Genomic DNA, 20,175 nt, shown 5'->3' with positions numbered 1-20,175 from the left:
ATGCTGAAGCTTTGGAAGGTTAACGCCAAGGCCGGCGACGCGACGGTCAAGTACCCGTTTGCGCCGTTTCCCACCAACAAGGACATGCGCGGCAAGCCCGAGCACAACGCCGAGCTCTGCATCGCCTGCGGTGCCTGCGGCGTGGCGTGCCCGGCCGATGCCATTCGCATGGACACCGACCTTGCGGCCGATACCATCACCTGGTCGATCGACTACGGCCGCTGCATCTTTTGCGGCCGTTGCGAGGAAGCCTGCCCCATGGAGGCCATCAAGCTCACCGAGGAGTTTGAGCTGGCCGTCATGAGCAAGGACGACCTCACCAGCAAGAGCGTCTACACGCTCGAGCACTGCTCGCGTTGCGGCAAGCCGTTTGCCCCGCACAAGGAGATCGACTACGCCAAGCGCCTGCTGCAAAAGGCCGGCGGCATGGAGGCCGAGCAGGCCGCCCGTACCGTCGGTATGTGCCAGGAGTGCAAGCGTGAGCTTGACGCCCTGCGCGCCGCCTCGGCCGTGAAGACCGGCAACGCGCACGGCATGGCTGCCAACGAGACGCTTGCGTCCGGCGAGCCCCAGGGCCCCGGCATGGAGTATCTGGGTGGCCACGGCGTGAACCCGGAGTATATCGACCGCGAGCTCAACCCCGATGCGCCCGAGATTCCCGCCGGTCCGGCGCCGGTCGAGGGCATCATCATGGATTTTGAAACGAAGGAGGAGTAACCATGGCCGAACCCACGCTTTTGCCCGAGCGGCTTCAGTACCGCCCGACCAAGATCGAGCTCGATGAGAGCATCGAGAAGGCCAAGGCGACCCTTCTTAAGAAGATCAAGCGTTCGGTGTACGTCTACCGTGTTGACTGCGGCGGCTGCAACGGCTGCGAGATCGAGATCTTCGGTTCCATCACGCCCGTCTTCGACGTCGAGCGTTTTGGCATCAAGGTCGTGCCCTCGCCCCGTCACGCCGATGTGCTGCTGTACACCGGCGCCGTGACGCGTGCCATGCGCATGCCGGCCCTGCGCGCCTTTGAGGCCGCACCCGATCCCAAGATCGTGGTGTCCTATGGCGCGTGCGGCTGCACCGGCGGCATTTTCTACGACAACTACTGCGTCTGGGGCGGCACGGACAAGATTCTGCCGGTCGATGTCTACATCCCCGGCTGCCCGCCCAGCCCCGCGCAGACCGTCTACGGCTTTGCCATGGCACTCGGTCTGCTGGACCAAAAGCTCCATGCCGAGACCACGGTGGAGGCCGCCGGCGAGCAGGCCGATATCCTGCACCCCGGCGTGCCGTACAAGCTGCGCGTTGCCATCGAGCGCGAGGCTCGCGCCATGAGCGGCTACCGTTACGGCCGCGACCTGGCCAACGAGTTTATGGACACGCTCGAGGGTGCGCCCAAGGGCGATATCCGCGGTGCCATGGCGCTGCTCATCGACAAGCAGGACGATCCGCGCCGCGTCGAGGTGTACTCGGCGCTGCAGGATCTGGTGCTGGCCGGAGGTCGCTAGATGGAGCTCACGGACCGCTCTGGTTACTTTGCGGGCCCCGGCATGCTCGGCGGCTCCTTTGGCGATGCCTCGCGCGCAAGCGACGAGGCCGCCGAGGGCGTCGTCGACCCCTGCCTGGGCCATGCGCCCGACCAGGTGGTCTTCTATGAGCTCACGCGTAAGTTTGTGGAGACCGAGGAAGACGTTCCCCAGGAGGCCTGCGACGTGCTGTACTACACGCTCGCCGTGGGCCACCACACCGGCGTGCTCGATTGCTTTGAGCCGCGCCTGTCGGTGCCGGTGGATGTGTTCTATTCGCTCGTCGACGCGCTGCCGGAGGGGGAGGCCAAGACCAAGTTCGAGGCCATCCGCTCCTTTGGCGAGTGCCAGCTCGACAAGGCGGCGGTGCCGTCGCTGCTCGAGGCCTGCGATGCGCTGCTCGACGAGCGCGGTTTTCGCGGGTCGGCCAAGGCCGGCATCTCGGTGTTCGACGACGACTTTGGCCTGCATGCCCAGCAGGTCGCGTTCTTAATGAAGTTTCGTGATCTGGTTGAGCGCGTGCGCGATGTGTCGGGCGTGTATCTGACGGGAAGGTTGCAGTAATGGGTCGCGTTGTGGATGGCCGTGTGAACGGCGCCCCGTTTGCGGGTATCGTGCTCACGGCGGGAAGCGTGCTGCGTGCCGACGATGCCGCCGGCCCCGTGCTCTCCAAAAAGATGGAGGACTTGCCCATCGCCGGTTGGTACACCATCGACGGCGGGCAAACGCCCGAGGATGACATCATCGAGGTCAAGCGCGAGCGTCCGCCGCGTTTGGTTTTGGTCGATGCCGCCGACATGGCGCTGCCCGTCGGCGCCATCCGCTTGCTCGACAAACGTGACGTGGCCCGCAAGTCGATGTTCACCACGCATTCGCTTCCCTTGTCGATTCTGATCGAAGAGATTGAGCAATCGTGCGAAGATATCGTCTTCATAGGGATTCAGCCGGGCGACACGGAGTTCTACAACCCCATGTCCCCGGAAGTCTTTGAGGCCGTCGACGCCGTGTACGACGCCGTGGCCGCCAACGACTTTTCCCACTTTGTCCGCTTGGGGCAGGAGCTATAGCAGCGCTTGTCCCTGCTGATTAGGAAAGAAGTGATTGACATGGCAGATTCCAAGGCAGAATATCCCGCTCCCGATTGCCTGGCGCCCGCCGCGATCGAGGCTAAGACCGAGGCCGCCGGCGTGACCAAGGCCAACCTGCCGGTCGCAAAGGCCTTTCTGTTGGCAATGTTCGCCGGCGCGTTCATTGCCTTCGGTGGCCTGTTCTTTACCGTGTTCTTGAGCGATAGCACGCTGGGCTGGGGCGCTCAGCGCGTCGTGGGCGGCCTGTGCTTTTGCCTGGGCCTGGTACTGGTGCTGGTGTGTGGCGCCGAGCTGTTCACCGGCAATTCGCTTATGGTCTGCGCGCTCAAGAGCAAAAAGATCACCTTGGCCCAGATGCTCAAGGCTTGGGCCGTCGTGTGGGTCGGTAACTTTGTCGGTGCCCTGTTCATTGTCTTTTTGGTGTACATGGCCGGCATTTACAAGCTCAACGGCGAGGCGGTCGCCAATTCCATGGTGAGCGTCGCCGCCGGCAAGGTGACGATCGACTGGGTGACGATCTTCTTCCGCGGCATCCTGTGCAACATCTTTGTGTGCCTGGCCGTGTGGATCGGCACCGCCGGCAAGACCGTGGTCGATAAGGTTGTGGGCATTCTGCTGCCCATCGCCGCCTTTGTGGCCTGCGGTTTTGAGCACTGTGTCGCCAACATGTACTTTTTGCCTATGGGTGCCGTGATGCATGCGTGCGGCTATGGTTCCAAGGTCGCCGGCGCCGATGCGCTCAACGCTGCGGGCATTGCGTTTAACCTGTCCGCCGCCACCCTGGGAAACATCGTGGGTGGCGCGGTTCTGGTCGCGCTCGGCTACTGGTTTATCTACGCTAAGAAGTCCGAGGCGTAAGGTACCGTCTGTTTGACGTTGGGCCTCCCGCGGGGCGTTGCCGTGCGGGAGGCTTTTTGGGTCTGAGGTTCGTTGCCGGGCTGTTGGCCTGTTGTGTTTGGCTGATGAAAGGGGTAATCGAGATGGCATCTGCTGTGAAGCGTGACGGTCGCGCCGTGGTGACCACATGCGGGGGATGCTATGCCGATTGCGCCTTTGCGGCCCATGTTGAGGATGGGCGTGTGGTGGCCGAGTTGCCGGTGCCGGGGCATCCGTGCGCGGCGCGTGCCCTATGCGCCCGCGGACGGCATCGCCTGGCAATGCCGTTTGACGAGCGCGATCGTATTGTGCACCCCATGCGCCGACGAACTGATGGCTCGGGGTTCGATGTGATTTCGTGGGACGAGGCGTTCGCGCAGATTGCAGCGCGCCTTGGGGGGATTGTCGACGGGCATGGTCCGCGTGCGCTGGGCATGACGCTCGGCGTTCCCTCGTTCGACCGCTACTGGGCGTATCGCTTTATGCATGCGCTGGGCTCGCCCAACGTGTACGGTGCCGACGGTGCCTGCGAGGTAAGCCGGCTTACCGGTTGGGAGCACAGCCTGGGCTACAGCCCCGCCTCCGACCTGGCGCATACCGATTGCATCATGTATTTGGGGCGTTCCATTGTCGATTCGTCGACGATGGGGGCTGTTGATGCGCTCAACGATGCCCGTCGCCGTGGGGCGAAGATTATCGTGGTTGACCCTCGGCGCAGCGGTTCAGCTGCTATTGCCGATCGCTGGCTGCGCGTGCGCCCGGGCTGCGACTTGGCGCTGCTGTTGGGCATTGTGCATGTGCTCATTGCCGAGGACTTATACGACCACGAGTTTGTTGCCCGCTATACCACGGGTTTTGATGAGCTGGCGCAGGCGGCTGCTGTTTGGACGCCTGAGTGGGCCGAGTCGATGTGCGACGTGCCGGCCGAAGAGATTGTCGCCACGGCGCGCGATCTCGCTGCCGCCGCGCCTGCCGCCGTGGTAGATGCTGGCTTTCATGGCGGCATCGGTATCGCGTATGCCAACAGTACGCAGACGGCGCGCGCTATCTGTTTGGTCGATGTCCTGTTGGGCTGCATCGGACATGCGGGCGGTGCCCTCAACCCGCCCACACCGCTTGCGTTGGGCGATTTGGACCCTGCGCGTTTCGCGACGCCGTCGATGCCACGTGAGCCCAAGTTGGGGTCCGAACGCTATCCGCTCGTCGATCCGGTGCGCGGCCTGTGCACGACTATCGGTCAGTCGATTCTTGCCGGCGATTTGCGTGGGCTCATCGTCTATGCCAGTAACCCCGGTGCGGGCTATGGCAACGCCGATGCGTGGCTTGGCATCTTGCAGCAGCTCGACTTGCTCGTGACGATTGATATTCGCTGGTCCGAGACGGCGCGTGCTTCTGATTTCGTGCTGCCCGACGTGACGTATCTGGAGGCTGACCGCGGCGTGGGAACGGTGACAGGCGCCAACGATGCGCGCGTGTTCTACCGCAACGCCGTGCTGCCCATTTTGCATGACGACACGAGACCGGGTCGGGAGATCTTTTCCGGTTTGGCTGCGGCCTGCGGCGTGGACGAGTACTTCGACTTTTCGCCGGACGACCTTGCGGCGGCCCAGGTGGCGCCCTTTGGGATCGATCTGGACGAGCTCAAGGAGCGCGGTTGGGCCGATACGGGCGTGGCGCTGCCGTCGCGTACGGGCGAGCCGGTGATTCCGCTTGCCGGCGGCAAAATTGCGCTGGCAAGCGACGTATGGGAACGAGCCGGCCTGGGTCGTGTACCCAACTGGATCGCTCCCATGGTGGAGCCTGGCCCGGGGATGTTTCGCCTCATTAGCGGCAACCGTCCCTTTGAGTCGCATACCTCGCGAAGGCTTGCAGCCCAAGGTGCCGCCGAGGCTGGGTCGGACCTGGATGCCGTGCAGATGAATGCCGATGCTGCTGCGCGCATGGGCATCGCCGACGGTGAGGTCGTCGAGCTTGTGAGCGATATGGGCCGCGACCGCGTGCGCGTGGAGACGACGCCGTATCTGCATCCGGCGTGCATCTTTACGTCGGCCGCCCCCGGTGGGCGTTCGTTTGGCCGCAATGCCGGTGACGCTCAAGCCTTGGGCGTGGGCCCGCTCGACCATACGCCGTTGCGTTGGGATCCGTTGACGGGTGCCGCGCTCACCCAGGAAAACGCCGTTCGCGTGGAAAAGATTGTCGCGCGCGGGGATAATGACGAGTAATTGACTCAGCTGATGTATTCGACTGATCCACGTTTCTTTTGAAAGGCCGCACATGAGCGATAGCCAGAACATGTCCGATGAGGTGCGCGCCCGTCTGCGCGCCATTCCTTCCGTCAACGAGCTGCTTGCCGAGTGGCCGGTGGTGAAGGCGGTGGGGGAGACCTGCGACGCGGTGGTCCATGCTGCCGTGACGGCTGAGCTCGACGAGGAGCGCGCCGCGATTCGTGCCGGTGCCGCCCTGCGTTCCAAGCGCGAGCTGGCATCGGCCATCGAGTGGCGTGCGCATCGCTCCGCGCTGCCGAGCTTGCGTCCCGCAGTCAACGCCACGGGTGTTGTTATCCATACCAATCTGGGTCGCGCCCCGCTCGCGGAATCGGCCGCCAAGGCCGTGGCCGAGGTTGCGCGCGGGTATAGCACGCTCGAGTACAGCGTCGACACCTGCTCGCGCGGGTCGCGCAAGGAGCATGCCGCGCAACTGATCCGCTCACTCACCGGTGCCGAGGATGCGCTGGTCGTCAACAACAATGCCGCCGCGGTGCTGCTGGTGCTGGCGACTCATGCCGCGGGCAAAGAGGTTATCGTCAGCCGCGGCGAGCTTGTCGAGATCGGCGGCAGCTTCCGCATCCCCGATGTCATGGCGGCCTCGGGCGCCAAACTCGTCGAGGTCGGCGCCACCAACCGCACGCATCTGGGCGACTACGGGCGCGCCATCACGCCCGAAACGGCCATGATCCTGAAGGTTCATCCTTCCAACTATCGCATCGAGGGTTTCCACGAGGAGGTAGGTTCTCGGGAGCTTGCGGCGCTTGCTCACAAGCATGGACTGCTGTTCTACGAGGACCAGGGGTCGGGCGCGCTGTTGCCCGACGACATCTTGGTGCGCGGCGGTGAGGAGCCCACGCCGGCTTCGGTCGCGGCGGGGCTCGATATCGTGTCGTGCTCGGGCGATAAGCTGCTGGGCGCGGCGCAGGCGGGCATTATCATGGGCCGCCGCGATCTGGTCCAGGCCTGCGGGTCGCATCCGCTTATGCGTGCCCTGCGTCCGGGTAAGCTCGCACTGGCGGCGCTCGAGGCCACACTGCGCATTTACATGGATGGGGCGGATGTGGCCCATCGCGAGGTGCCGGTGCTCAACATGCTCACGCTTCCGCAGACACATCTGGAGCGTCGCGCACGCAAGCTGCGCGAGCTGATGGTGGCGGGCCTCGATAAGGCTGGCTGCCCGTGTGCCGTGCAGCTGGAAATCGTCGAGGAGTCGTCGACTCCCGGCGGCGGCTCGCTGCCTACCGTCGAGCTGCCCACCATGTGCGTTGCCGTGCGTCTTGTCGATGAGCGTCTTTCCGTTGACGCGCTCAAGCGCTCGCTCGTTCAAGATTTCGACACGCCGGTCGTCACGCGCGCCTCGCACGATCGCGTCCTGTTTGACGTGCGTACGCTCGTGGGCGACCGCGATATCGAGACGGCGGCAACGGCGTTCGTCGCGTGCGTTAAGAAGGCGATTGCTCGATGAGTGAGGTTAAAGCGCTGGTGGAGTGTCCCGTTATCGTTGGCACGGCGGGCCACGTCGACCACGGTAAGTCGGCACTGATCGAGGCACTGACCGGCAAGAATCCCGACCGTCTGGAGGTTGAGCGCCGTCGCGGTATGACCGTGGAGCTGGGCTTTGGCGAGCTGGCGCTGCCGAGCGGCAAGATCGTTGGCCTGGTCGACGTGCCGGGCCACGCGCATTACTTGCGCGCCATGGTGCAGGGCGCCACGGGTATCGACGTGGGCGTGCTGGTGGTTTCGGCCGTCGAGGGCGTGATGCCGCAGACCCGCGAGCACGTGCATGTGCTGGAGCTGTTGGGCGTTACGCATATGGTGGTCGCGCTGACGATGTGCGACCTGGCCGACGCCGAGATGACCGAGCTTGCCGAGCTCGATGTCGATGACTTTTTGTCGGGTACCGTGTTTGCGGGCGCGCCGATCGTGCCCGTGTCGTCCAAGACGGGCGAGGGGATCGACGGGCTGCTTGCGGTGCTCGACGAGCAGGTGGGTGTTTGCTGGGATGCCTGTCGCGACCGTGCCGAGCGGAGCGATGCCGCGCCTCGCCTGCCGATTGACCGCTGCTTTACGATTAAGGGCGTCGGCACCGTCGTGACGGGAACGCTGCACGATGCGCCGGTTGCGGTGGGCGACGAGCTGATGGCTTTGCCGTCGCGTACGGTCTGTCGTGTGCGCGGGATTCAGGTGCATGGCGATACGCCGCGCGCGCTGCCTGGGCAACGCGTGGCGCTCAACCTGGTTGGTGACGGTGTCGCGGCACTTGACCGCGGCGAGATGCTGGGCGTGGCAGACCGTTTTGGTCAGACGTTACGCTTTATGATGACGTTCACCTACCTGGGTCGCGAGGGTGCCAAGCCGCGCGTGCTCGAGTCGGGCGCGCGTGTGCACGTGATGGCGGGTACGGCCGAGGTTGTCGGCCGCATCATGTTCATGGAGGGTGAGGCCCCCATGGCGGTGGGCGAGACCCGTACCGTGCAGGTGCGCTTGGAGGAGCCGTTGCCGCTGCGAGCCGGAGACCATGCTGTGGTGCTGTCGTATTCGCCCGTTATGCTCATTGGCGGCGGGCGTGTGCTGCTTTCGCGCTGCCGTCGTTCGCGCGAACTTACTGAGGGGGAGCGCGCGCTGTACGCGGCGCTTGAGGCCGGAGATATTGCGGGCGCGGTGGGTGCGTGGCTGGCGCTGCAAGCGCTGCCGGTTGCGGCTGCCGATGTTACCGCGGCGCTCGATCTTGTTGCCGGCAAGGCTGAGACAGCGTTGCGCGAGTTGGTGGCGAAGGGCGCTGCTTGCGCGCTTGCTGGCTCGGATGGCTCGCTGTATGCAGATGCTTCCGCGCTCGATGCCGCGATGGGCACGCTGGCGGCGACTCTGTCAGCTATGCATGCGGCGGCTCCCAAGGAAACGGGCTTTACGCCCGGCGCCGTTGCCCATGCTGCTTGGCCTACCGCTGACGATGCAATTGCCGCAGCCCTGATTTCCGAGGGCTGCTCGCGCGGCGTGTGCGCCTCTGAGGGCGCCGAGGTGTTCGATCCGCACTCCGCTGCCGCCGCGGCGCGCGTAGTGCACGAGGCTTGCGAGCGCATCGTTTCCTTGTTGGACGAAGCCGGCCTCGATGCGCCGACGTTGCCCGAGGTGGGCGAGCGGCTGCAGCTCGATCGCGACACCATGACGCGTGCCCTGCGCGAGCTTTCGCTCAATCGCTCGATCGTTAAGGTCGAGCGCGACGTTGCCCTGTCTGCTACCGCCGAGGCCCATGCGCGTGAGCTCGTCGCCGCTGCCATTGAGGCAGCCGGCGGCGCAGCCACCACGAGCGTGCTGCGCGAGGCCCTGGGTGTGTCGCGCAAACGTGCAATCAGCATCTTGGAGCACCTAGATGCCGTGCGCTTTACGGTGCTCGACAAGGAGGCCGGCGGCCTGAGGTCCCTACGCTAGGCCGGTCACCCGCTCCCGCCTCCTCAGTTGCGGTGAAATAGTTCCTGTTTTTGGGGTCTTGCAGCCTAAGCAAGAACTATTCCACCGCAACTTCTTGCTCGTCTTTTTGGGATGGGGCCCGCTTGGTTTGGTAAAATACCGGCGCACTTGGGAACGGATGGGCTCCGGTGGGCTCCGCGGTCCTCAAAACCGTTGCGAGGCGTGCAAAACGTCTTGGATGTGTTCGATTCACATACGTTCCCGCCATACGCTACCAGCGCTTTTGTGCTCGCGGTCTTGCTGCGTGCCGCAAAGGCGCTGTTTTGTTTTTGCACGAGCTTTTCGTAGCGCCGCTATTTCGGCGGCGGTATTTAGCTTCGTGCGCTGGGTTTTGAACGTGCCGATGGAGGTGTTTTGCCGTATGACTACCGTAAGACGGGCCGATCTTTCTTGTGTCGTCCAGGCGGGCGGGTTGTCGTCGCGCATGGGCTGCGATAAGGCGCGCATGACGTTTTGCGGCGAACCGCTCATCGAGCGCGTGCTGGGTCGGCTGGCGACAGTTGCCGGCGAGTTGGTCGTGACGACCTCGCGCCCCAGCGAGCTTGCCTATCTTGAGGAGCGCGCGTTTGGCGGTCTGGTGCCGCGAATAGTGTCGGACCTTGAGGGGCCGGCAGGCGCCATGCGCGGCATCGCGAGCTCGCTGGCTGCGGCTCGGCTGCCTCTCGTGGCGATCGTCGCCTGCGATATGCCGTTTGTCTCGCCGGAACTCATCGGCGCGCTTGCCGATCGTGTTGAGGCCGAGGCGCTCGATGTGTGCGTGCCGCGCGAGGAGCGGGGGATCGAGCCGCTTTGTGCCGTCTGGCGCCGTGACGCGTGTGCGCCGGTCGCCCAAGAGCTGCTCGCCTGCGACCGTCAGCGCATTCGCTGCCTGATTAATCGCGTTCAGGCTGGTTATATGGATGAACCGCAGATCGTTAAGGTCGCAGGCTCGACGCTCTGCTTCGAGAACGTCAATACGCCCGAGGAGTTTGCGGCGGCCGAGTTGCTCGCCTAGATCTGCACACATCAATGACGGGAGATGCCGTGTCACATGATATTTGCCCCGATACTGGGGAACCTTGCACTTGCGATGGGTCCGAGCCTTGCACCTGCGGCTGTGGCGGCTGTGGACATACGGCCGAGGAAGAGGCAGCGGCGGCTGCGTATCGCGAGTCGCACCGTAAAGGCCCGTCCGGTGATGCCCTCGAACATGAGCGCAAGATCATCGTGTCGTTTGACAGCACCTTCGATGTGATGGAATGCGAGCAGCTGTGCCTGGATGCCGGCGTGCCTGGACGCATCATGCCGCTGCCCGGCTCCATTACCGCCGGCTGCGGGCTGTGCTGGGCCATGCCGTTCTCGGGCGATGCGCTCGCGGCCTTCCGCGCTGCCACCGAAGGCCGCATAACCCCCGCCGACTACCATCAGCTCGTCCTCTAACCACCAACATCACCACAAAGATGCCTGTCCCCAATGTGGTGGTTTGGAACACGTGGACGAAACAGGTTTGAAACACAGGTTTTGCACGTCAGGCACTCAAAAACGCTTCTACCTGCATCGTAATCAAAATGAAACATCTGCTCATCGGCTTATGCGAAACTTTGCCGCAACAGTGCGATATTATCCATACACGATAAAGCTCGCGGCGCATAGGGTGCCGCGACCAACATTTTTCGTTTCCCATCATTGGAGGAAGCATGAGCTACACGCAGAAAGTTCTCGACGAGCTCAAGGCCCGCTATCCCGAGCAGCCTGAGTTCATCCAGGCCGCAACCGAGATCCTCGGCACCATCCAGCCGGCGCTCGACGCCCATCCCGAGTACGAGGAGGCCGCTCTGCTTGAGCGCCTCGTCGAGCCCGAGCGCATCGTCATGTTCCGTGTTCCCTGGGTCGACGACCAGGGCAAGGTTCAGGTCAACCGCGGCTATCGCGTCGAGTTCAACTCTGCCATTGGACCCTACAAGGGCGGCCTGCGCTTTAACCCGACGGTCACCCTGGGCATGCTCAAGTTCCTGGGCCTGGAGCAGATCCTCAAGAACAGCCTGACCACCCTTCCCATGGGCGGCGGCAAGGGCGGCTCCGACTTTGACCCCAAGGGCAAGTCCAACAACGAGATCATGCACTTCTGCCAGTCCTTCATGACCGAGCTCTATCGCCACATTGGCCCCAACACCGACGTTCCCGCCGGCGACCTGGGCGTTGGCGGCCGCGAGGTTGCCTACCTGTTCGGTCAGTACAAGCGCCTGACCAACGAGTGGACCGGCGTCCTTACCGGCAAGGGCCTCTCCTTTGGCGGCTCGCTCGCCCGTACCGAGGCCACCGGCTACGGCCTGGCCTACTTTGTGGACGAGTACCTCAAGAGCCGCGGCGACTCCTTCGAGGGCAAGAACGTCGTCGTTCACGGCTCCGGTAACGTCGCCATCTACGCGGTTCAGAAGGTCTCCCAGCTCGGCGGCAAGGTGCTGGCCTGCTCCGACACCCACGGCTGGGTTGAGGATCCCGACGGCATCGACTACACCGTGCTCGAGCATGTCTACAACAAGAAGCGCTCCGGCCACGACAAGGGTGTCACGCTCGCCATGTACGTTGACGAGAAGCCCAACGCCGTGTGGCACGAGGGCGACGGCCGCGGCGTATGGCAGCTGCCCTGCGACATCGCGCTGCCCTGCGCTCGCGAGAACACGCTGCTGCTCGAGGACGCCCAGGCGCTCGTCGCCAACGGCTGCAAGGTGGTCGGTGAGGGCGCGAACATGCCCACGACCATCGAGGCCACGACCTACTTCCAGGAGAACGGCGTCGCCTTTATGCCCGGTAAGGCTGCCAACGCCGGCGGCGTACTCGTGTCCGGCCTGGAGATGAGCCAGAACGCCGAGCACCTGTCCTGGACCTTCGAGGAGGTCGACGGCAAGCTCGAGCAGCTCATGCGCGGCATGTTCCACAACGTGGACAACACCGCCAAGGAGTATGGCCAGGAGGGCAACTTTGTCATGGGCGCCAACATCGCTGGCTTCCTGAAGGTCGCCGACGCCATGCTCGCCCAGGGCGTCTGCTAAATCTTCGCTCGACATAGCATGTGATGAGGCTCCCAGCTATCCGGCTGGGAGCCTTTTTCTATGGTGACGATGGCGGCGCCCCCTCGTTTGGTACACTTAAAAGTACTGGACAAGTGAAGAGATGGGGGAGAACGTGCTCAAGTTCGGTACCTACGTCCGTGTTGGAAACGCGGCCGAAGCCTATGAGCTCTTGCAGAAGAACCGCAACAACAAAATTGTGGGTGGCGGCATCTGGATACGCCTGGGTTCGCGTCGTGTGGCGACGGCGATTGACCTTTCGGCCTGCGGACTCGATCAGATCGAGGAGACCGAGACCGAGTTTCGCATCGGTGCCATGTGCACCCTGCGCCAGCTCGAGCGTCATGCCGGGCTCAACGCGCTTGTCAACAATGTCTTTGAGTTCGCCGTCCATGACATCGTGGGTGTGCAGCTGCGCAACACCGCCACGGTAGGCGGCAGCATCTACGGCCGCTTTGGCTTCTCGGACGTGCTCTCGGCGTTCCTGGCGCTCGATTCGTATGTTGAGCTGACGGGTGCCGGCCGCGTGCCGCTCGCCGAGTTCGTTGACATGGGCTACGTACGCGACGTGATCGAGCACGTGGTGGTCGTCAAGCACGATTACCGTGCCAGCTATGAGGCCGTGCGCAAGGCCGCGACCGACTTCCCCTCGCTCAATGTCACCGCTGCCTGGTGGGACAACTCCTGGCACGTCACCGTGGGTGCCCGCCCGCTGCGCGCGACCCTGTTGCAGGGCGAGGCGTGCGGCCTGGTGAGCGAGCAGCCTTCCGAGGACGAGCTGCGTGCCCTCGCCGCGTCCGTGCGCGCGCTGAGCTACGGCACCAACCTGTGGGGCTCGGCCGACTACCGCCGCCGCATTTCGGCCCCGCTGGCGATTCAGGCCGTGCGCCGCGCCGCCGGCATCGAGCTTTCGGCCGCGCTTGCCCGCGAGCTCGAGAGCGTGCAGATTCCTAAGTTTGCCACGGACGAGTATTCCTGCCGCCGCGTGCCCGGCGTCGATTCTAGCGAGGTGCGCTAATGGCTGCCAAACTCATCGATCTTTCCTTTACACTCAACGGCCGCAAGGTCAAGGTTCAGATTGCCCCCGACACCATGCTCTTTGCGCTGCTGCGCGAGCAGGGCTGCGCGTCGGTGCGCTGCGCCTGCGAGACCACCAACTGCGGTCTATGCACGGTGTGGCTCGACGGCGACCCGGTGCTGAGCTGCTCGGTTCCCGCCGCCCGTGTTGAGGGCCACACCATCACCACGCTTGAGGGCCTTAAGGCCGAATCCGAGGCGCTCGCCCGCGCGATGGCTGCCGAAGGTGCCGAGCAGTGCGGTTTTTGCGCCCCCGGCCTCATCATGAACGTGCTGGCGCTCGCCCGCGCCGCCAAGGAGGACCCGAGCCTCGTCGCCACACGCGAGGAGCTGTCGCGCCAGCTGGCCGGCAACCTCTGCCGTTGCAGCGGCTACGAGAGCCAGCTGCGCGCCATCGTTCGCTTCCTCAACGAGTCCGGCGTGCAGGTGGGCTTTGAGATGCCCGAGCTGCCCGTCAACGACACGAGCTCCGACGGCGTTACCTACAAGCAGATCACCCACAAGCAGCCCAAGAAGGATTCGAAGGCCCTGCTCGAGGGCCGCCCCGTCTACACGGGCGACTTAGTGCCCGCCGGCGCGCTCATTGTCAAACTCAAGCGCAGCCCCTATGCCCGCGCCAAGATCCGCTCCATCGATACTTCGCGTGCCCTGAAGGTGCCGGGCGTGGTGGGCGTCTACACCTACGAGGACGTGCCCAAGCGCCGCTTCACCATCGCCGGCCAGAGCTATCCGCAGCCGAGTCCCTACGACCGCCTGATCCTCGAGAACCTCGTGCGCTATCAAAACGAGGAGGTGGCGATTGTCGCCGCCGAGACCGAGGAAGCCGCCGACAAGGCACTCAAGCTCATCAAGGTCGACTACGAGGTGCTCGAGCCCCTGCTCGACTTTACCCAGGCACTCGATAACGACATCGTGGTCCACCCCGAGGGCGACGTGACCTTTATGTTCCCGCAGGGCGGCGACGTGCCGCGCAACCTGGTGTGCAGCGGTACCAGCGATTATGGCGACTTGGACGAGGCCTTCGCCCAGAGCGACATCGTCTTTGAGCGCACTTACACCAGCCAGGCCACGCAGACCGCGCCCATGGAGACCTTCCGCGCCTTCGCGACGACCGACGCGTTCGGGCGCATCTCGGTGACCACCTCTACGCAGGTGCCCTTCCACGTGCGCCGCATGGTCGCGCAGTCGCTCGACATTCCGCAGTCGCAGGTGCAGGTCATTAAGCCGCGCATCGGCGGCGGCTTTGGCTCCAAGCAGACGGGCTGCTGCGAGATCTTCGTGGCGTTTGTCACCCAGCAGACCGGCCGTCCGAGCTATTGCTGCTACACCCGTGAGGAGACCATCACTGCGGGCAACTCGCGCCACCAGATGCAGATGACCGTCAAGCTGGGCGCCATGAACGACGGCACCATCACGGCCATCGACCTGCATACGCTGTCCAACGCCGGCGCGTACGGCGAGCACGCCACCACGACGATCGGCCTTTCGGGCCACAAGAGCCTGCCGATCTACAACCATGTGAAGGCGAGCCGCTTTAGGTGGGACGCCGTCTACACCAACACCAACCGCGGCGGCGCGTATCGCGGCTACGGTGCCACTCAGGGCCAGTTTGCCGTGGAGAGCGCCGTCAACGAGCTCGCCGACATGCTGCACATGGACCCCGCCGACCTGCGCCTTAAGAACATCGTGCGCGAGGGCGAGACCATGCCGCAGTACTACAACGAGAAGCTCAATGCCTGCGCGCTCGACCGCTGCCTGCTGCGTGCGATGGACATGATCGGCTGGCGCGACAAGCCGCTGGCCGTGGACCTGGGCGACCGCGTGCGCGCCCTGGGCTGCGCGCTCACCATGCAGGGCTCGGGCATCTCCAACGTGGACATCGCCGGCATCGACATGCGCCTGGAAGAAGACGGCTTCATTACCATCGGCACCGGCGCCACCGATAACGGCATGGGCGTCGACACGATCCTGGCGCAGATTGCCGCCGAGGAGCTGGGTGTGGAGAGCTCGCTCATTGTGGTGCGCGGCGTGGACACCGATGTGTCGCCGTTCGACGCCGGCTCGTACGCGAGCTCCGGTACCTACGTGACGGGCCTTGCCGCCAAGAACGCCGCGACCGAGCTGCGCGAGAAGATCTGCGCCAAGGCCGCCCAGATGTGGGACGTTGACGCCGCCGACGTGGTCTTCGACGGCCAGTACGTGCGCCTGTCCGACGAGCGTGCCGCTCGCGAGCAGAACCGCTACCTCACGCTGCGCGACTTTGCCAACCTGTGCGTCAAGAACATTGCGGGCGGCGACGCGCTCACCTCGCATGCCTCTGCCTGCCTGCCCGTTTCGCCTCCGCCGTTTATGGCCGGTATTGCCGAGGTCGAGGTCGACAAGGCCACCGGCAAGGTGACTGTGGTCGATTACGCAGCGGCCGTCGACTGCGGTACCGTGATCAACGAGGCGCTCGCGCGCGTCCAGGCCGAGGGCGGCATTGCCCAGGGCATCGGCCACGCGCTCTACGAGATTGTCGAGCACGATGACCGCGGCCGCCTGCGCACCGGCAACTTTATGAGCTACAAGCTGCCCACGCGCCTGGATATCGGCAGCATTCGCGTGGCCTTCGAGCCGAGCTACGAGCCGACGGGTCCGTTTGGTGCCAAGTCGATCGGCGAGGTCGTCATCAACACGCCGCTCGCCGCCGTGGCCTCGGCCGTGGCGCACGCCACCGGCCACCAGGTCCGCTCGCTGCCCATCACGCCCGAGAAGGCCCTGCTGGGGGAGTAGACGAGGCGCCGCTGCCGCTGTTGCCCTTTGGCGAGCCCGGGGAAACTGCGTCCCACTTTTCGGCCGAATTGTGGGACGCAGTTTCCGTTTGAGGCCCCTTGCGGAAAGTCCATCCCGGAATTTGCTCGTAAACTGGGATGCGCATTCCGGTTGAGGCCTTCGGCGGAAAGCGTGGCCCATTTCGAGGTCCCAAACCGGGATGCATTTTCCGGTCAACGTCTCAAACGGAAAGCGCGAACCGGAATACTCGTGGTGAGGTCGTGAGCCAAAAACGTGTGCGTGCGCTTGTCGCTCGTATCTGCTATCATTCCTAGTCTGTGCGCTCATGCGGGCGTGGCGGAATTGGTAGACGCGCCAGATTTAGGTTCTGGTGGGATTCCCGTGAAGGTTCGAGTCCTTTCGCCCGCACCAACGCACCTGCGTCGGCTCTCGCCGTCGCGACTCTTTGTTGCATAAAGGTACCAGCACCTCAGATAAGCTGGGCAGTATGAGGAGGAACGTGTTGAACATCACCGCTTCTGACGTCAAGGACGCCAAGCTCACCGCTACGGTCACTATCCCGGCCGCCGACGTCGACGCCGCGATCAAGAAGGCCTACAAGGACACCGCCAAGAAGTACCGCTTCCCGGGCTTCCGCGCCGGCAAGGCTCCCCGTCCGGTCATCGACTCTGCTCTTGGCGCCGAGGCTACCCTCGCTCAGGCCACCAACGACCTGATCGCCGCTAACGAGCCTGTCGTCCTCAACGAGCTGGACATCGTCCCCACCAAGAACGGTGACTACAAGGAGCTCGACCTCGCCAAGGATCACGAGGACTACACCTACACCGTCGAGTTCTCCCTGCGCCCTGCTGCCGAGCTCTCCTCCTTCGACGCCGTCGAGATTGAGATGCCTCCCGCGGAGGTCACCGAGTCCGAGATCAACAACCAGGTCGAGATGCTCCTCAACTACCGTGCCACCTTCGAGGACGTCGAGGGTCGCGCCGTCGAGGCTGACGACTACGTGACCGTCGACCTCAAGGCCGTCGAGAACGCCGACAACTTTGCCGCCGAGGGCCGCATGCTCATCGCCGGTAGCGACAGCAACCCCAAGGAGTTCAACGAGGCCCTGATCGGCGCTAACGTTGACGACGTCAAGACCGTCACCTGGACCGACGAGGTCGAGGAGGGCGAGGAGGCCGAGACTCACACCGTCGAGGTCACCGTCAAGGGCATCAAGGTCCGCAACACCCCCGAGCTCACCGACGAGCTCGTCAAGTCCGACTTTGGCTTCGACAGCATCGAGGCCATGCGCGACGCCATCAAGATCGAGATCGAGCAGGACAAGGCTTCCCGCCTCCCGGCCGAGAAGGAGAACCGTTGCGTCTCCGCTCTCGCCGAGCGTCTGCAGCTCGATGAGATGGACGCCGACTACGAGCAGTCCGTCTTTGAGGAGCTCGGCCAGAACTTCCTGTCCAACCTCGCTGCCCGCGGCATGACCCTGGACACCTGGCTGCCCGCTTCCGGTCTGACCATGGAGCAGTTCATCGGCGACCTGCACAAGCAGGCCAACGACGTTGCCCGTGAGTCCCTGGCGCTCGACGCCCTCGCCCGTGAGCTCAAGATTGAGGTCACCGAGGACGACATCAACGCCGAGTTCGAGAAGGCCGGCGTCAAGGACGTCGAGGCTTCCAAGGCCGAGTTCATTGCCGATGGCCGCATGCCTGCCGTCCGCGAGTCCATCCGTCGCTCCAAGGCTGTCGATCACCTGGTCGAGAACGCCAAGGTGACCGAGGTCGACGAGACTGCCAAGGACGCCGAGTAATTCTCGCCACCTTTTCCGCGAGCGCATGGTCGCGCCCGTGATGGGGTAAAGTTATACACCGGTTATCCGGTTGCTTCGTACGGTGCCAGCCAATGCATAGCATGCGGGCACCGTACGTTTATCTAGAACCAATTTGGTCCGCAAGAGAGAAATGGAGATGCGTATGATCGCCAAGTTCGATTCCGCCCTCGTGCCATACGTTATCGAGCAGACGCCGCGCGGCGAGCGCAGCTACGATATCTATTCGCGCCTGCTCAACGACCGCATCATCTTCTTGGGCGAGGAGATCAACTCCGTCAGCGCCAACCTGGTCGTTGCCCAGCTGCTGCATCTTGAGAGCCAGGATGCCGAGAAGGATATCTCGCTCTACATCAATTCGCCCGGCGGCGAGGTTTACTCCGGTCTGGCGATTCTGGACACTATGAACTTCATCAAGCCGCAGGTTTCCACCATTTGCGTCGGCATGGCTGCATCCATGGCCGCCGTGCTGCTTTCGGCCGGCGCCAAGGGCAAGCGCTTCTGCCTGCCGCACTCTAAGGTCATGATTCACCAGCCCAGCGGCGGTGCCCAGGGCCAGCAGACCGAGATCGAGATCGTGGCAGAGGAGATCAAGAAGACCCGCCGCGAGCTCAACCAGATCCTGTCCGATGCCTCGGGCCAGCCGATCGAGAAGGTCCAGGCCGACACCGAGCGCGATAACTACCTGACCGCTGCCGAGGCCCTCGACTATGGCCTGATCGACCGTATCGTCACCTCGCGCGACCTCGCCGCGAAGGACGCCTAGGATGGCAGGTAACATGCAGGACAACTTTGACGAGAACGGCAACCCCATCCGCTGCTCCTTCTGCGGAAAAGAGCAGGGCCAGGTCCGTCGTCTCGTAAAGGGCCCGACCAACATCTTTATCTGCGACGAGTGCGTCGCCGCCTGCTCCGAGATCCTTGAGGAGTCGTTGGCTTCGGACTTTATGGACGCCGCCCGCAACGGCAATCTCCCGGGTTTCCTCAACGACCACGGCCAGGCTGCGTCTCAGCCCGCCGTTGACCCCGAGACGGAGGGCTTTGAGATCGAGGACGACCGTCAGGTCATCACGCACGTACCGACGCCGCACGAGATCTATGACGAGCTTTCGGCCTATGTTATGGGCCAGGAGGACGCCAAGCGCGCCATGTCGGTGGCCGTGTACAACCACTACCGTCGCGTGATCGAGGGCGGTGCCGCGGTGTCCGCCTTTGACGACGGCTTGGATTCGCAGCTCGGTGATGACATGGACGAGGTGGAGCTCGCTAAGTCCAACATTTTGCTGCTCGGTCCCACCGGTACCGGTAAGACCCTGCTCGCCCAGACGCTCGCGCGCATCCTCGAGGTGCCGTTTGCCATCGCCGACGCCACCGCGCTTACCGAGGCCGGCTACGTGGGCGAGGACGTGGAGAACATCCTGCTCAAGCTCATTAACGCCGCCGATGGCGACATTGAGCGCGCGCAGGTGGGCATCATCTACGTGGACGAGATCGACAAGATCGCCCGCAAGGCCGAGAACCTCTCCATCACCCGTGACGTTTCGGGCGAGGGCGTTCAGCAGGCGCTGCTTAAGATTCTTGAGGGCACGGTGGCAAGCGTTCCGCCCACCGGCGGCCGCAAGCATCCCCAGCAGGAGCTGCTGCAGATCGACACGACGAACATCCTGTTTATCTGCGGCGGTGCCTTTGTGGGTCTGGATAAGATCATCGCCGACCGCGTGGGCAACAAGGGCGTGGGCTTTAACTCCGAGATTGCCGGTCCCACCTCGGTCGACGAGAACGACCTGCTGCGTCAGGTGCTCCCGCAGGATCTCAACGCCTTTGGCATGATCCCCGAGTTCGTGGGCCGTACGCCCGTCGTCACCCAGACGCAGGCGCTCGACGAGGACGACCTGGTGTCGATCCTGACCGAGCCCAAGAACGCCGTGGTGCGTCAGTACCGCAAGATGTTCCAGCTCGAGGACGTTGAGCTTGAGTTTGAGGACGCTGCCCTGCACGAGATCGCCCGTATGGCGCTCGCCCGCAAGACCGGCGCCCGCGGCCTGCGTTCCATCTGCGAGGACGTGCTGCAGCAGACGATGTTCGACCTGCCCAGCGAGGAGGGCGTTTCCAAGGTCGTTGTGACCGAAGCCTCCGTAAAGGGCGAAGAGCAGCCCCAACGCATCTACGGGTAAACCTGCCAAAAACGTGCTTGCAAATAGCCTCTGACCACCCGCGGTCGGAGGCTATTTTATATAT

Annotated in this window: 16 protein-coding genes and 2 tRNA genes; all 18 read left to right on the top strand. The window is 63.9% G+C overall.

Annotated elements, in window-relative coordinates; translation table 11 throughout:
* The 18 genes from ACEXKH_RS07035 (at window position 1) to clpX (ending at window position 20,111) form a co-directional block, all read left to right on the top strand.
* Window positions 1–717: a formate hydrogenlyase complex iron-sulfur subunit gene (locus tag ACEXKH_RS07035; RefSeq protein ID WP_196022398.1), complete on the top strand. Its 717-nt coding sequence runs from the start codon at window positions 1–3 to the stop codon at window positions 715–717.
* 2 nt (window positions 718–719) lie between these two features.
* Window positions 720–1,502, top strand: coding sequence for an NADH-quinone oxidoreductase subunit B family protein (locus ACEXKH_RS07030; RefSeq protein WP_006234107.1), 783 nt, complete (start codon window positions 720–722; stop codon window positions 1,500–1,502).
* Window positions 1,503–2,084, top strand: coding sequence for a formate hydrogenlyase maturation HycH family protein (locus ACEXKH_RS07025; RefSeq protein ID WP_195363856.1), 582 nt, complete (start codon window positions 1,503–1,505; stop codon window positions 2,082–2,084).
* Entirely contained in the window at window positions 2,084–2,587 is a 504-nt protein-coding gene (gene hycI / locus ACEXKH_RS07020; protein WP_373573609.1) for a hydrogenase maturation peptidase HycI, read from the top strand. The genes ACEXKH_RS07025 and hycI overlap by 1 nt, the downstream gene beginning before the upstream one ends.
* A gap of 39 nt (window positions 2,588–2,626) precedes the next feature.
* Window positions 2,627–3,466: a formate/nitrite transporter family protein gene (locus tag ACEXKH_RS07015; RefSeq protein WP_373573608.1), complete on the top strand. Its 840-nt coding sequence runs from the start codon at window positions 2,627–2,629 to the stop codon at window positions 3,464–3,466.
* Between the two features lie 122 nt (window positions 3,467–3,588).
* Entirely contained in the window at window positions 3,589–5,706 is a 2,118-nt protein-coding gene (locus ACEXKH_RS07010; protein ID WP_373573607.1) for a molybdopterin-containing oxidoreductase family protein, read from the top strand.
* 52 nt (window positions 5,707–5,758) lie between these two features.
* Entirely contained in the window at window positions 5,759–7,216 is a 1,458-nt protein-coding gene (selA, locus tag ACEXKH_RS07005; RefSeq protein WP_373573606.1) for an L-seryl-tRNA(Sec) selenium transferase, read from the top strand.
* Window positions 7,213–9,180, top strand: a complete 1,968-nt coding sequence (gene selB, locus ACEXKH_RS07000) for a selenocysteine-specific translation elongation factor (RefSeq protein ID WP_373573605.1) — start codon at window positions 7,213–7,215, stop codon at window positions 9,178–9,180. The genes selA and selB overlap by 4 nt, the downstream gene beginning before the upstream one ends.
* A gap of 149 nt (window positions 9,181–9,329) precedes the next feature.
* Window positions 9,330–9,426: transfer RNA gene (locus ACEXKH_RS06995), tRNA-Sec, on the top strand.
* 154 nt (window positions 9,427–9,580) lie between these two features.
* On the top strand, window positions 9,581–10,213 hold the full coding sequence (gene mobA / locus ACEXKH_RS06990) for a molybdenum cofactor guanylyltransferase (protein ID WP_373573604.1): 633 nt from the start codon (window positions 9,581–9,583) through the stop codon (window positions 10,211–10,213).
* Window positions 10,214–10,242: 29 nt separating this feature from the next.
* On the top strand, window positions 10,243–10,638 hold the full coding sequence (locus ACEXKH_RS06985) for a DUF3343 domain-containing protein (protein ID WP_373573603.1): 396 nt from the start codon (window positions 10,243–10,245) through the stop codon (window positions 10,636–10,638).
* A 257-nt stretch (window positions 10,639–10,895) separates the two neighbouring features.
* Complete coding sequence (gene gdhA, locus ACEXKH_RS06980) at window positions 10,896–12,251, top strand: NADP-specific glutamate dehydrogenase (RefSeq protein WP_373573602.1); 1,356 nt, start codon at window positions 10,896–10,898, stop codon at window positions 12,249–12,251.
* Window positions 12,252–12,384: 133 nt separating this feature from the next.
* Window positions 12,385–13,287 carry an FAD binding domain-containing protein gene (locus tag ACEXKH_RS06975; protein WP_373573601.1) on the top strand — a complete coding sequence of 301 codons (903 nt, stop codon included), beginning with the start codon at window positions 12,385–12,387 and terminating at the stop codon, window positions 13,285–13,287.
* The gene (locus ACEXKH_RS06970) at window positions 13,287–16,118 is read left to right on the top strand and encodes a molybdopterin-dependent oxidoreductase (protein ID WP_373573600.1); all 2,832 of its coding nucleotides are present in this window, start codon (window positions 13,287–13,289) and stop codon (window positions 16,116–16,118) included. The genes ACEXKH_RS06975 and ACEXKH_RS06970 overlap by 1 nt, the downstream gene beginning before the upstream one ends.
* Window positions 16,119–16,445: 327 nt before the next feature.
* A tRNA-Leu gene (locus tag ACEXKH_RS06965) sits at window positions 16,446–16,529 on the top strand.
* Window positions 16,530–16,620: 91 nt separating this feature from the next.
* Entirely contained in the window at window positions 16,621–17,919 is a 1,299-nt protein-coding gene (gene tig, locus ACEXKH_RS06960; protein ID WP_195363869.1) for a trigger factor, read from the top strand.
* A 163-nt stretch (window positions 17,920–18,082) separates the two neighbouring features.
* The gene (locus ACEXKH_RS06955) at window positions 18,083–18,703 is read left to right on the top strand and encodes an ATP-dependent Clp protease proteolytic subunit (RefSeq protein WP_022095182.1); all 621 of its coding nucleotides are present in this window, start codon (window positions 18,083–18,085) and stop codon (window positions 18,701–18,703) included.
* 1 nt (window position 18,704) lies between these two features.
* Window positions 18,705–20,111 (top strand): ATP-dependent Clp protease ATP-binding subunit ClpX, encoded by a 1,407-nt coding sequence (gene clpX / locus ACEXKH_RS06950; RefSeq protein ID WP_373573599.1) that lies wholly within the window; start codon window positions 18,705–18,707, stop codon window positions 20,109–20,111.
* Window positions 20,112–20,175: the final 64 nt, after the last annotated feature.

It is taken from the genome of Collinsella aerofaciens ATCC 25986 (assembly GCF_964259375.1).
GTDB classification, from domain to species: Bacteria; Actinomycetota; Coriobacteriia; order Coriobacteriales; family Coriobacteriaceae; genus Collinsella; species Collinsella aerofaciens_BO.
The sequence above is the reverse complement of the archived record's forward strand: the minus strand, read 5'-3'. Positions and strand labels throughout refer to the sequence as shown.